We start from the raw sequence: 12,612 nt of genomic DNA, 5'->3' as shown, positions 1-12,612 counted from the left end.
GCTATAAAGCCTGAAAACAAGACCGAGGCCGGTGATGAGTGGCAAGCCACAGATGGACGACACCCTGCGCGAAAAGATCATCGCGCAGCCCGATGTTATCCTTGAAGATCAAGATCTTATGCACGCCCTGATCGCGGCGAACGAGCGCGCCATGGGGGGCAATATCGTCGATCTGCGCGGGATCGCGATGGAACGGCTGGAGGCGCGGCTGGACCGGCTGGAGGATACCCACCGTTCGGTCATCGCTGCGGCCTATGAGAACCTTGCCGGCACCAACCAGGTGCATCGCGCCATCCTGCGGATGCTGGACCCGGTCGAGTTCGAGTATTTCCTGCGCGACCTCGGGGCCGAGGTGGCCCAGATCCTGCGCGTGGACAGCATGAAGCTGGTGCTGGAAACCGTTCAGGACAAGGACGATCCCGCAGTCAAGAAGCTGGGCGATGTGCTGTCGGTGGCCGAGCCGGGCTTTATTACCGAGTACCTGATGGACGGGCGCAATGGCGATCCCCGGCAGGTGACGCTGCGCCAGATCCGCGAGGGCGACGAACGGATTTACGGCCAGCAGGCCGAATTCATCCGCTCCGAAGCCTGCCTGTTGCTGGATCTGGGCGAGGGGCGCCTGCCCGGCATGCTGGCCATGGGCACCGAAGACCCGCATCAGTTCAGCCCACAGCAAGGCACTGATTTACTGGCGTTTTTCGCCGGTGTCTTCGAGCGGGCGATGCGCCGCTGGTTGTCATGATCAGCGCCGCCGCCCGCGATGCGTTGCAGGGCTGGCTAGACGCCCAAAAGGCGCTGAAGGGTGCGGCGGACAACACGCTGGAAGCTTATGGGCGCGATGTCGGCGGGTTTCTGGCCTTTGTCACCGAACACAAGGGTGAAGCGCAGGGGCTGTCCGCGCTGGCACGGGTCGGTGTGGCGGATATGCGCAGCTGGATGGCCTTTACGCGGGGCAAGGACGTTGGCGCGCGGTCGCTGGCGCGCAAGCTGTCGGCGGTCAAGAGTTTCTATCGCTGGCTGTCCGAGCACGAAGGGTTCGACGCAACCGCCGTCCTGTCGGCGCGGGCTCCGAAATTTCAGCGCAAGCTGCCCCGGCCACTGGCCCCGGACGCGGCGCAGGATTTGATTGAAACCCTTGAAATGCAAAGCGAAAACCCGTGGGTGGCGGCGCGCGATCAGGCCGTGGTGACGTTGCTCTATGGGTGCGGGCTGCGGATTTCCGAGGCGCTCGGGCTGAGAGCGGACGTGCTGCCGATGGCCGAGGCGCTGCGCATCACCGGCAAGGGCGGCAAGGAGCGGGTCGTGCCCGTGATCGCCCCGGCGCGCGCGGCGGTCGAGCATTATGTGCGGTTGTGTCCGCATGACCTGACGCCCGATCGGCCGTTGTTTCGCGGGGTGCGGGGCGGGGCGTTGAGCCCTCGGGCGGTGCAGAAGGTCACGCAGGCCGCGCGCACGCAACTGGGCCTGCCCGCCAGCGCCACGCCACATGCGATGCGGCACAGCTTTGCCACGCATTTATTGAATGCCGGCGGGGACTTGCGCGCCATTCAGGAACTTTTGGGCCATGCGTCGCTCTCGACGACACAGGCCTATACCGCCGTGGACAGCGCGCGGTTGATGGAGGTCTACCGCAACGCGCATCCCAAGGGGCGATGACCCTGCGCGCTGTGGCTGCAAGAGGATGAAATGACAAGTCAATTCAAAGCGTTATCGGTTCATTTCCTGACTGCGACAGGGGCGGTTTTCGCCATGCTGGCGCTGCTGGCCGCAGCGGATGCGAAATGGGACCTGATGTTCCTTTGGCTGGTGGTGGCCTTTGCGGTGGACGGAATCGACGGGCCGCTGGCACGCCGCTATCTGGTCTGGGAGAACGCGCCGCGCTTTGACGGGGTGTTGCTGGACCTGATCATCGACTACCTGACCTATGTGTTCATCCCCGCCTTCGCGTTGTTCAAATCCGACCTGCTGCCGGGCTGGACAGGGTGGGTGGCAATCATCATCATCACCTATGCCAGCGCCCTGTATTTTGCCGATACGAACATGAAAACAAAGGACAATTCCTTTTCCGGGTTTCCCGGTTGTTGGCAGATGGCGGTGCTGGTGATGTTCGCGGTGCAACCGCCGATCTGGTTGATCCTCGTGTTGATCACGCTGTTGTCGGTGGCGATGTTCCTGCCGCTGAAGTTCATCCATCCGGTGCGAACCGAGCGCTGGCGGGCGGTGTCGCTGCCACTGGCTTTTGCCTGGACGTTTTTCGCGGGATGGGCCGCTTGGGTGGATTTTCACCCCGAAAGCTGGGCGCATTGGGGGCTGGTGATGACCACCATCTACCTGCTGTTCGCGGGCATCGCGCAGCAACTGATCCCGCAGCGCGCGGGGGGCTGAGTTTCGTACGTTTTGTACGAAGTGTACGCGGGTTTCGTACGAAAATCGGGGGTAGTGGCGAAATTTGCGTCCATGAGGGGCGCAATGGATAGGGTCGCCTGTTGCGGTGCCGAAACCCGAGCCCGAATGCGTGGCATTGGCCAAATGAGCCCCCGGATCGCCTGCGATCCGGTTCGCGCCCGACCCCGCCCCCCAGGGCGGGCGCGAATTGTTCCACGGTTTGCACACATCACGACGTTGGCATTCTGAAGCAACGTCTGCGCACACTGCACCATGCCCACCCTCGGGGTCGGGCGCGAACCTGTCGTTTCCCTTTTCAGATAACCTTGGCAGGCCCCCCCGATCTAGCGCATCAGCACCACGGGCACCTTGCAGGAGCGGATCATCTCGGTGGTGGTGGAGCCGATCAGGAGCGAGCGCACGCGGCTGTGCCCATAGGCCCCCATCACCAGAAGGTCATACCCCTGATCCCCGGTCAGCGCCGAGAGCACCTTTTCCGGCTCGCCGCCCTGAATGAGGGTTTCGACCGCATACCCGCCTGCGCGCAGGGTGGCGGCGGCGTCGTCGAGCGATTTGCGCATGGCGTCGGTTTCGGCCCCGGCGAAGACCAGCGTGACATGCAGACCGGCAAAGAGCGGGCTGCGCGAAATGTAATCCACCGCCTTGAGCGAGGACGCGCCGCCGTCGAAGGCCACCAGAACCTTTTGCGGTGCCCTGAAGGCGCGGTTGGCCACGAAGACGGGTTTATGGCTGGCGCGCACGATGCGTTCGAGGTTGGAGCCCAGATGATCGGTGGCCAGGCCTGCGGCCTCGCCGCGTTTGCCGATCACGATCATGTCGCCGGTTTCTTCCTTGGCGGTGACGGTTTCGACCAGATCACCCTGACGCAGGCGGGTTTCGACCTCGATATCGCCGTCGCCTGCGACAATCGCCCTGGCGTCTTCGAGGATGGCGCGGCCGTGTTCATGGGCCAGTTTGGCGCGTTCGGCGTCGAGGTCGGCCAGCTTTTCCAGCAGGCGCGAGCGCGCGCCGAGGCGGATCGCGCCGGAGAGGTCCTGTTTTTCGGTCGTGTCGCGGCGGCCCATGACGTGGTAGATCTTGACCCTGGAGCCGGTGCGCCCGGCGATCCATGCGGCGTGGTGGCAGACGCTTTCGGAATAGGCCGAGCCGTCCACGAGGGCGATCAGTGTGTTCGTTGTCATTGTCCGGCTCTCCCTTAGTGGCCCAGCAATTGATCCATCGCGCCCGGCTTGTCATGGATGGCAAGCTGATCGACGATGGTTTCCGAGGCTTCGTTCATGCCGATGAGCTCCACATCGGCCCCTTCCCGGCGGAATTTCAGCACGGCCATGTCCACTGCCGCAACCGAAGAAATATCCCAGATATGGGCGCGGCTGAGGTCGAGCGTGACCTTGTCGGGGGCTTCGCGGAAATCGAAGGCTTTCATGAAGTCCTCGGAGGAGGCAAAGAAAAGCTGGCCTTCGACGTAATAGGTGCGGTGGGTGCCGTCTGGCGTGATCTCGGAGCGGACGCGGAACAGTTGCGCGATCTTCCATGCAAAGAAGATGCCCGAGAGCAGCACGCCGACCAGAACGCCGATGGCGAGGTTGTGGGTGTAGATCACGAAGAACACCGTCGCCAGCATCACCACCGAAGACGAGCGCGGATGATCGCGCAGGTTCCTGATCGAGGACCAAGAAAACGTGCCGATCGAGACCATGATCATGATCGCCACCAGCGCCGCCATCGGGATGATGCCGACGATATCGCCCAGACCGACGCAGAGGATCAGAAGGAAAATCCCGGCGACGAAGGTCGAAAGCCGCCCGCGCCCGCCGGATTTCACGTTGATGATCGACTGGCCGATCATGGCGCAGCCCGCCATGCCGCCGATGAAGCCGGTAAAGGTGTTGGCAAGGCCCTGCCCGATGCATTCCTGATTGCGGTCGCTGCCGGTGTCGGTCAGGTCGTCGACGATCTGCTGGGTCATCAGGCTTTCGAGCAGGCCCACCACCGCCACGGCGATGGAATAGGGCAGGATGATTTGCAGGGTTTCGAAGGTGAAGGGGATGTCGGGGATCAGGAACACCGGCAGGGTATCGGGCAGTTGGCCCATGTCGCCCACGGTGCGCACGTCCCAACCCATCAGCACGGTCAGCGCGGTCAGCACGATGATGGTGACCAGCGGCGAGGGAATGGCGGTGGTGATGCGGGGGAACAGGTAGATGATCGCCAGCCCGCCCGCGACCAGCGCATAGGTCAGCGGCGGCACCCTGGACGGGTCGAGTTCGGGCAGTTGCGCCATGAAGATCAGGATCGCCAGCGCGTTGACGAATCCGGTCATCACCGATTTCGACACGAAACGCATGACATAACCCAGCCGCAGGAACCCGGCGCCGATTTGCAGCAGCCCCGCCAGAATGGTGGCGGCCAGCAGGTATTGCAGCCCGTGATCTTTGACCAGCGTGACCATCAGAACGGCGGTGGCCGCCGTGGCCGCCGAGATCATGCCGGGCCGCCCGCCGGTGATGGCGGCGATCACGGCAATGGAAAAGCTGGCGTAAAGGCCGATCTTGGGATCGACGCCGGCGATGATGGAAAAGGCGATGGCCTCGGGGATGAGGGCCAGCGCGACGACGAGACCCGAGAGGAGATCGCCACGAATGTTGGAGGTCCATTCGCGGCGGTAGCTGTGCAGGGACATCATGGTGAAAAGCGTTTCCTTTGGCCGTCCCCGGCGGGGCGGTCTGTGGTACGGCGCGGTGTGGCGCGGTTCGTGTCAGGTTGTCCGGCGGATCGGCGGCCGGAAGAGCCAGCCGGGGATCGCACCCGGCTCCGTGTTCGCTGCGGCGCAACATACAAATCCGCGCGCAAAGCGCAACCTTGTGTGAAACGGGGGGATGATTGGCGTGACGGATTTGCTGCGCCGCGGCTTATTCGGTGTCGAGCAGCACCGCCTCGACCCGGCGGTTGGCCTCGCGCCCCTCGGGGGTGGTGTTGGCCATGATCGGGGAAAGATAGCCGATGCCGTTGGATTCCAGTTGCGTGCGGGGCACGTCATGGGCGCTGACCAGCCGTTCCAGCACCGAGGCCGCGCGGCGGCGCGACAGGGCGATGTTGTCGTCCAGCCCGCCGACGGAATCGGTATGGCCCACCAGCGCGATCCGGCGGCCCGGATCGGCGCGCAGGAAGGCCGCGAGCGCCTGAAGCGAGGTATGTTCTGTGTCGGACAGGTCCGATGCCCCGGTTTCGAAATCGAGATCGGAGAGGATCACATGCCCGTCGCGCAGGAGCGCCTGCTCCAGTTCCCCGGTGGCCACCGGGGCGGGCGCGCGGCGGGCGGTGACGGTGGTGCCGGACGCGGCGGAGGCCCTCTGGCCCGCCTGCATGATCTGCACATAACCCGTTCCGCCCGAGCGCGACACCAGCACCGAGACATATTCGGCGGCGGCGTCGCCCTGTGCGCCCTTGCGCCCCGAGAGAAAGCGGTAATCGAGCAGGTCCACGTAGATATCCGGCGCGGCCATCACGCGGGTGTTGAAGCGGAAATCGAACCCGCCACAGGCCGGTCCGGCGCAGTCGAACAGGATGTCGAAACCCTGTGCCTCGATCTGGTCGCGCAGGGGGAGGAATATCTGCGCGGTGGTCATGCCCTGCCCTTCGATCCGCCAGGCCTGCTGAACGCTCGGCCCCTCGACGCGCAGGGTGCGCAGGGTGCCGTCCTCGAACGGGCCGAGAGGCAGGCGGTAGCTGTCGCTGTCCTGCGTGATCTCACGGGTCAGGCTGGCGCTGCCGGGAATCGACAGGTCCAGCGCATGGCCGACAACGGGCAGTAGCGCGAGGCCGGACAACAGGGCAAGACGCGCCAGCATCGCGCTCAGCGGGCCTGAGCGTGGTAATCGGCGTTGGGGATCATGCCCGTGGCGCTGGCCACGCGATTGCTCATGTTGAAGAAGCCGATGACATTGGCGATGTCCCAGATGTCGCGATCCGAGAATCCGACATCGCGCAGCGCCTGACGGTCGGCCTCGACGGTTTCGGAGCTGGCTTTGGTGATCTTCTCGGCAAAACTCAGCATGGCGGTCTGCCGCGCGTCCAGACCGGCGGCGCGCCAGTTCATCACCATCGCTTCGCCCAGTTCGGGCTTGCCCGAGAGCGCACGCACGGCCGCGCCGTGGGCGACCTGACAATACCAGCAGCGGTTGATCGAGCTGACCACCACCGCGATCATCTCGCGTTCGAGCTTGGACAGCCCGCTGTCGCCAAGCATCAGGTCGTTATACATGCCGGTAAAGGCGTTCAGCTTGTCGATATCAATCGCGTAGGCGCGCAGCACGTTGGGGATCATGCCCAGCTTGTCCTGGCAGATATCGAAATATTTCTGAGTCTCGGCGGGCAGCGGATCGACCATCGGCAGGTCGAGCGCGGTGGGTCTGTCGGTATCGCTCATGTGGGGGTCGCCTCCTCCTTGATGCGATAGTGATACTGCCCGGCCAGTTCCATGTGCAAGGCGGCATAAAGCGCATTGGCCCCGGCATTGGCTTGTGTGCAGAGGGCGGCGACATGGCTTGCGCCGTTCTGCTGCGCCCAGAGAGCGGCCAGTTGCACGACCCGTTTGCCGATGCCGTGGCGGCGGCATTCGGGGGTGACTTCGAGCGCGTGGATCATGGCGGTGCCGTCATGGATGCCGACAAAGGCGGTGGCGGCGGGCCGCTGGCCGTCGCGGGCGATGACCGTCGTTTTGGGCTCTGCGGCCCGTTCCATCACCGCGAGGCGCGCAGGGCCGATCCCGCCCTCCGCCCACATGTCGCACTGAATCGCCAGTGGCTCCCAGATGACGAAGGTGGTGGCGAGCGGCGGCGGCACGGCGAGATCGGCCACCGGCGCGACATAGAGGTTCACCGGGTCGATCACCGCATAGCCCCGGTCGGCCAGCATGGCATCGAGCGCCTCGTCGCCCTGACGGATCATGAACAGCGGGGTCTGGCCCAGCGCCTGCATCGCGGATTCGGCCATTGGCAGATCATCGGCGGTGGCGGCCTGCCGCGCGGTGGCGGCGGAAACACGTTTGCCCCCGCCCTGCCCGTCACGGACAGTCCAGGGACCGACGGTTTCGGTTGCGGCGGCGGGCCATGTGGCTTCGGTCACGGCGTAGAGATGTTGGGGCGTCATGCGGGGAAAATCCTGTTGAGTTCGGACATGGCGGCATCGACCTGTGCACCGTCCTGCCCGCGCACGACGATCTGCGCGCCGAACACGCCGTCGCGCTGGAACGGGTAAGAGCCGATGGACAGATCGGGATAACGTGTGGCCAGATCGCCCAGGGGACCGGCGATATCGCCCTCGCCCCGGTAGACCAGCAGGGATTGCGACAGCACCGGCGCACCGCCGGTCAGCGTGGGCAGAAGCCCGGCCAGCATCGCGTTGAAGATCGAGGGCACCCCGGCCATGACATGCACGTTTTCGATGCTGAAGCCCGGCGCGGCGCTGATCGGGTTGTCGATCAGGGTGGCCCCGTCGGGAATGCGGGCCATGCGCAGGCGGGCCTCGTTCAGCTCCAGCCCCTGCCGGTCGTAATGGGATTGCAGGATGGCGCGGGCATCGTCGCGCACCGAAATGGGCCGTTCGAAGGCGCGGGCGACGTTTTCGGCGGTGATGTCGTCATGGGTCGGGCCGATCCCGCCCGAGGTGAAAACATGATCGTATGCGGCGCTGAGCGCCTGCACGGCGGCGGTAATGGCCCCGGCGTCGTCGCTGACGACGCGCACCTCCTGCAGGTCGATGCCGTGGCCGGTCAGTTCCCGCGCGAGGTGGTTCATGTTCGCATCGCGCGTGCGCCCCGACAGGATTTCATCGCCGATGACAAGCATGGCGGCGGTGGGGTTGGGCATGGGGCTGCTCCTTGTAACAGGTGACAGGATCGGTATAGGCCTGTCGTCATGCGCTTTCAAACCCCTCTTGAGCCCGCCACGCTGATCCGGCGTTATAAACGCTTTCTGGCCGATATCCGGCTGGAGGACGGGCGCGAGGCGGTGGCCCATTGCGCCAATCCCGGCTCGATGATGGGGCTGGCCGAGCCGGGCATGCGGATCTGGGTGGAACCCAATGACGATCCGAAGAAAAAGCTGAAATACGGCTGGCGTCTGGTGGAACACGACACCGGGCATTTCACCGGGGTCGATACATCGGTGCCCAACCGTGCGCTGCGCGCGGCGCTGGAGGCCGGGGAGGTTGCCGGGCTGGAGGGCTATGACAGCGTGCGCCCTGAGGTGAAATACGGCGAGAACAGCCGGATCGATTTCCTGTTGCAGGGCGCGGGGCGGCGCGACGCCTATGTCGAGGTGAAATCGGTGACGCTGATGCGCGAGGCGGGCATGGCCGAGTTTCCCGACAGCGTGACGGCGCGCGGCGCGAAACATCTGGCGGAACTGGCGGCGATGGCGCGGGCGGGGCATCGCGCGGTGATGCTCTACCTGATCCAGCGCACGGATGCGCGGGTGTTCCGGCTGGCGGAGGATATCGACCCGGCCTATGCGGCGGCGTTCGGCGCGGCGCGCGCGGCGGGGGTCGAGGCGCTGGCGTTCGACACCGCGATCAGCCCCGAGGGCGTCACGCTGGGCCGCGCGGTGGCGTTTGGGTAAGGCGGCGCTGGTCAAGGGGGGACCGGGGACGGACCGGGGAACGATCGCGCGCTTTTCCAAGGTTGCCCATGCGGGACCGGAGCTACATTTGACAAGCCGCGCAGCGCCAGACCGCGGGATGGCGACCCTGCCTTCGCGCTTGGACGCTTTATCCCCGCCAAATCCGAAAAAGTCCCGATCGGGGCGCGCACACCACCCAATCGCCAGCCCGTGCACGCGGTCTGGCGATGCGCGGCGCCTTCGGCGCTGTTTCGCGCTTGGGACAAGGACATGACGGGCGCTATCCGGGAAGCGTTCGAGCGATGTTGCCTCTTTCGGGTACGGCGGACTAAAACACCGATATGACCTCTGAAACACGCACTCGGATCGCGGTGATCGCGTTGTTCGTGCTGGCGGTGGGCCTCTGTGCCGCCGGGATCTGGCGCTATGGCTATGGGCAGGCGCTGGATCAGTTGGAGAAACAGGCGACCTCCGATCTGGCGCTGGCCGCCGACCGGTTCACCGGGCAGTTGCGCCGCTATCAGGAACTGGCCGTGCTGATGGCCGGACATCCCACGCTGGTCGCGCTGAGCGAGGATGGCACACAAGGCGGGGCCGCGCACAGGCTGTTGCTGGATGCCGCCGATAAGACCGGGGCGATGGGCCTGTTCTATGCCGCGCCCGACGGGCGGGTTCTGGCGCGGGCGGGCGATGTGCCGGACAGCTTGCGCGAAAGCGCCTATTTCGAGCGGGCGCTGAACGGGGCGCTTGGACAGGGCTATGGCCGTTACGGGCCGGTCGGGCAGCGCGCCTATGTCTATGCCGCCCCGGCCTTTGGCCCCGGTGAGGGCGTGCGCGGCGTATTGGTGGTGCTGATCGAGATCGCGGAACTGGAATGGGACTGGATCGGCGGGCAGCCTCCGGTGTTCTTCACCGATGCACGGGGCGAGGTTTTCGTGTCGAACCGCTCGGAAATCCTGTTCTGGCAGACGGGGCCCGAGGGCACGGGACTGCAGCCCGGAGGCGGGGCGAACATGCCCGCCTTCGACGCCGATACGGTTTCGGGACATGATGTCTGGGAAATGGATTGGGGCGATTACCTGCCCGCCCGCGCGCTGCACATGGCGCAGGACCTGCCGGTGATCGGGATGATCGGGCATGCGCTGCTGGATGTGCGGCAGGCGCGGTGGGTCGCGGGGTTGCAGACCAGCGTGTTCGCGGTGATCTGTCTGGCCTTTGGCGGGCTGTTGTTTCTGGCCACCGAACGGCGGCGCATCCTGACCCGCGCCAACGAGCGGCTGGAGCATCGCGTGGCCGAGCGCACCGCCGAATTGTCGGGCGCGAACCTTGCGCTGCGCCGCGAAGTATCCGAGCGGCTGGAGGCCGAGGCGGCGCTGAAGAAGGCGCAGGACGATCTGGTGCAGGCGGGCAAGCTGAGCGCACTGGGGCAGATTTCGGCCGGGATCAGCCATGAGCTGAACCAGCCGCTGATGGCGATCCGGCAATTCGCGGAAAACGGCGCGACCTTCCTTGCGCGCGGCAAGGCCGACAAGGCGGGCGAGAACCTGAGCCGGATCGGCGATCTGGCGGCGCGGGCGGCGCGGATCATCCGCAACCTGCGCGCCTTCGCCAAGCAGGAGAACGAACCCGTTGGCCGGGTCGATATCGTGGCGGTGGTGGATCAGGCGCTGGAACTGACCGAGGCGCGGCTGACGCGCGACGGGATCACGGTGGACTGGCAGCGCCCCGAGGCGGCGGTGCATGTGCAGGGCGGCGAGGTGCGGCTGGGGCAGGTGCTGGTCAACCTGATCTCGAACGCCGCCGACGCGATGGCCGAAAGCCCGCAAAAGCGGATCACGATTGCCATACACCGCGGCGATCCGGTGGCATTGGAAGTGGCGGATACCGGGCCGGGCATCGACGAGCCGGAAAAGATTTTCGATCCGTTCTATTCCACCAAGGAGGTCGGGGCCTCGGAAGGGATGGGGCTGGGGCTGTCCATTTCCTACGGGCTGGTGCAGAGTTTCGGCGGCGAGATCAAGGGCCGCAACGCGCCGGGGGGCGGCGCGGTGTTCCGGGTGGAACTGGAACGCTGGCCCGACAAGGAGGCCGCGGCATGAGCGCGACACCCGAGACGGTGCTGGTCGTCGATGACGACGCGGCGGTGCGCGAGGCGCTGATTCAGACGCTGGAACTGGCCGACCTGCAGGTGATCGCCGCCGGGTCGTTCATCGAGGCCAAGGATCACATCACCGCCGGGTTCGCGGGCGTGATCCTGTCGGATATCCGGATGCCGGGGCGCGACGGGTTTCACCTGCTGGGCCATGCGCAGGCGGTGGATGGCGAATTGCCGGTGATCCTGCTGACCGGCGAGGGCGATATCCCGATGGCGGTCGAGGCGATGGGGCAAGGGGCGTTCGATTTCCTGGAGAAGCCCTGCGCGGCGGACGATCTGCTGCCGGTGTTGCAGCGCGCCTTGCAAACCCGCGCGCTGGTGCTGGAAAACCGCCACCTGAAGGCGCAGCTTGAAACCGGCGATCCGGCGGCGCGGATGCTGCACGGGACCTCGAAGCTGGTGCAGGACCTGCGGACGCGCATCCGGGCCGTGGCCCCGACCGGGGCCGAAGTGCTGGTGACAGGCCCGCCCGGCGCGGGGGTGTCGAACGTGGCCGAGGTGCTGCACCTGATGTCGCCCTTTGCCGGGGGGCCGTTCGTCAAGCGCCCCGCCGCCGCTCTGGAGGTCGGGGCGCTGGACGAGGCGCTGAGCGCCGCCAGGGGCGGGAGCCTGTTTCTGGACGAGATCGCCGCCCTGCCCCGTCCGGCGCAGTATGCGCTGCTGGACCGGATCGAACAGGGTCCAGAGGCCCGCGTGATCGCAGGGGCCACCGCCGATCTGGCCGCCGAATTGCAGGCCGGGCGGATGCATGCCGAACTGTATTACCGGCTGGACGTGATGCCGGTGCGCATCCCGGCGCTGTCCGAACGCCCCGAGGATATCCCGGTGCTGTTTCGCCAATACGTCGCGCAATCCGCCGAACAGGCGGGGCTGCCGGTGCCCGAAATCTCGCCCGATCACCTGGCCGCGCTGATGGCGCAGGACTGGCCGGGAAACGCCCGCTCACTGATGAGCGCGGCGATGCGGTTCGTTCTGGGTATGCCCGAGGAAAGCCAGGCCGCCGCCGAACTGGGGCTGGCCGAACAGATGGCGCGAGTGGAACGCTCGCTGCTGGTGGCGGCGCTCGGGCGGCAGAACGGGCGCGCCTCGGAAGCCGCCAAGGCGCTGAAACTGCCGCGCAAGACCTTTTACGACAAGCTGGCGCGCTATGGCATCAAGCCCGAGGATTACCGGCGGGGGTGAGGATGGGGGCGCTTACCGCGGATTTGGCCTGCTCTTTGCGCGAGACAGCGGCCAAAGGCTGCTGCGCATGGCCGGGCCGCCCGACTCGTTGTGCGGATTTTCGCACAACGTGGTGCCCCATTGTGCGAGTTCCCGCACAATGCTGCCATGCAGCATTCCCCCCACCTCCCGTCGAACACGTCAAGCTATTGATTTTACACAAAGTTTCAAAACGCGCCATTTTTTGTGCGTTATGTCTTGAGCGAATAT

The 12,612-nt window shown here is 65.7% G+C and carries 12 protein-coding genes and 1 other annotated feature; of the genes, 6 read left to right on the top strand and 6 right to left on the bottom strand.

Annotation, left to right across the window (positions count from 1 at the left end; genetic code table 11):
• Positions 1–34 precede the first annotated feature (34 nt).
• The 3 genes from KPG71_RS09660 to KPG71_RS09650 are packed head-to-tail and all read left to right on the top strand — an operon-like array spanning position 35 to position 2,385.
• The gene (locus KPG71_RS09660; RefSeq protein WP_216337874.1) at positions 35–742 is read left to right on the top strand and encodes a DUF484 family protein; all 708 of its coding nucleotides are present in this window, start codon (positions 35–37) and stop codon (positions 740–742) included.
• Entirely contained in the window at positions 739–1,656 is a 918-nt protein-coding gene (locus KPG71_RS09655) for a tyrosine recombinase XerC (RefSeq protein WP_216337873.1), read from the top strand. The genes KPG71_RS09660 and KPG71_RS09655 overlap by 4 nt, the downstream gene beginning before the upstream one ends.
• A 30-nt stretch (positions 1,657–1,686) precedes the next feature.
• Positions 1,687–2,385 carry a phosphatidylcholine/phosphatidylserine synthase gene (locus KPG71_RS09650; protein WP_216337872.1) on the top strand — a complete coding sequence of 233 codons (699 nt, stop codon included), beginning with the start codon at positions 1,687–1,689 and terminating at the stop codon, positions 2,383–2,385.
• 344 nt (positions 2,386–2,729) lie between these two features.
• On the opposite strand, the gene KPG71_RS09645 is transcribed toward KPG71_RS09650, so the two are convergent.
• From KPG71_RS09645 to KPG71_RS09620, 6 genes are all read right to left on the bottom strand, one after another.
• A complete protein-coding gene (locus KPG71_RS09645) occupies positions 2,730–3,587 on the bottom strand; it encodes a universal stress protein (RefSeq protein ID WP_216337871.1) in 858 nt (285 codons plus the stop codon).
• Between the two features lie 14 nt (positions 3,588–3,601).
• A complete protein-coding gene (locus KPG71_RS09640) occupies positions 3,602–5,092 on the bottom strand; it encodes a SulP family inorganic anion transporter (protein WP_216337870.1) in 1,491 nt (496 codons plus the stop codon).
• A gap of 75 nt (positions 5,093–5,167) precedes the next feature.
• Positions 5,168–5,225, bottom strand: a sequence feature (sul1 is cis-regulatory element that is thought to sense ions involved in sulfur or methionine metabolism; They are found in Alphaproteobacteria).
• Between the two features lie 93 nt (positions 5,226–5,318).
• Positions 5,319–6,257, bottom strand: coding sequence for an OmpA family protein (locus tag KPG71_RS09635; protein ID WP_216337869.1), 939 nt, complete (start codon positions 6,255–6,257; stop codon positions 5,319–5,321).
• A gap of 5 nt (positions 6,258–6,262) precedes the next feature.
• Positions 6,263–6,835: a peroxidase-related enzyme gene (locus KPG71_RS09630; protein WP_216337868.1), complete on the bottom strand. Its 573-nt coding sequence runs from the start codon at positions 6,833–6,835 to the stop codon at positions 6,263–6,265.
• Positions 6,832–7,557: an N-acetyltransferase gene (locus KPG71_RS09625; protein WP_216337867.1), complete on the bottom strand. Its 726-nt coding sequence runs from the start codon at positions 7,555–7,557 to the stop codon at positions 6,832–6,834. The genes KPG71_RS09630 and KPG71_RS09625 overlap by 4 nt, the downstream gene beginning before the upstream one ends.
• Positions 7,554–8,276 (bottom strand): molybdopterin-binding protein, encoded by a 723-nt coding sequence (locus tag KPG71_RS09620; protein ID WP_216337866.1) that lies wholly within the window; start codon positions 8,274–8,276, stop codon positions 7,554–7,556. Before KPG71_RS09620 ends, KPG71_RS09625 begins: the two co-directional genes overlap by 4 nt.
• Positions 8,277–8,324: 48 nt before the next feature.
• Between KPG71_RS09620 and sfsA the strand changes: the two genes are divergently transcribed.
• The 3 genes from sfsA (at position 8,325) to KPG71_RS09605 (ending at position 12,363) form a co-directional block, all read left to right on the top strand.
• Complete coding sequence (gene sfsA / locus KPG71_RS09615; protein WP_216337865.1) at positions 8,325–9,026, top strand: DNA/RNA nuclease SfsA; 702 nt, start codon at positions 8,325–8,327, stop codon at positions 9,024–9,026.
• Positions 9,027–9,367: 341 nt separating this feature from the next.
• Positions 9,368–11,125, top strand: coding sequence for an ATP-binding protein (locus KPG71_RS09610; protein ID WP_216337864.1), 1,758 nt, complete (start codon positions 9,368–9,370; stop codon positions 11,123–11,125).
• Positions 11,122–12,363 (top strand): sigma-54 dependent transcriptional regulator, encoded by a 1,242-nt coding sequence (locus KPG71_RS09605; protein WP_216337863.1) that lies wholly within the window; start codon positions 11,122–11,124, stop codon positions 12,361–12,363. The genes KPG71_RS09610 and KPG71_RS09605 overlap by 4 nt, the downstream gene beginning before the upstream one ends.
• Positions 12,364–12,612: the final 249 nt, after the last annotated feature.

This window comes from Roseovarius sp. PS-C2, assembly GCF_018862045.1.
GTDB lineage: Bacteria > Pseudomonadota > Alphaproteobacteria > Rhodobacterales > Rhodobacteraceae > Roseovarius.
This window is presented reverse-complemented; position numbering and strand designations above follow the sequence as displayed.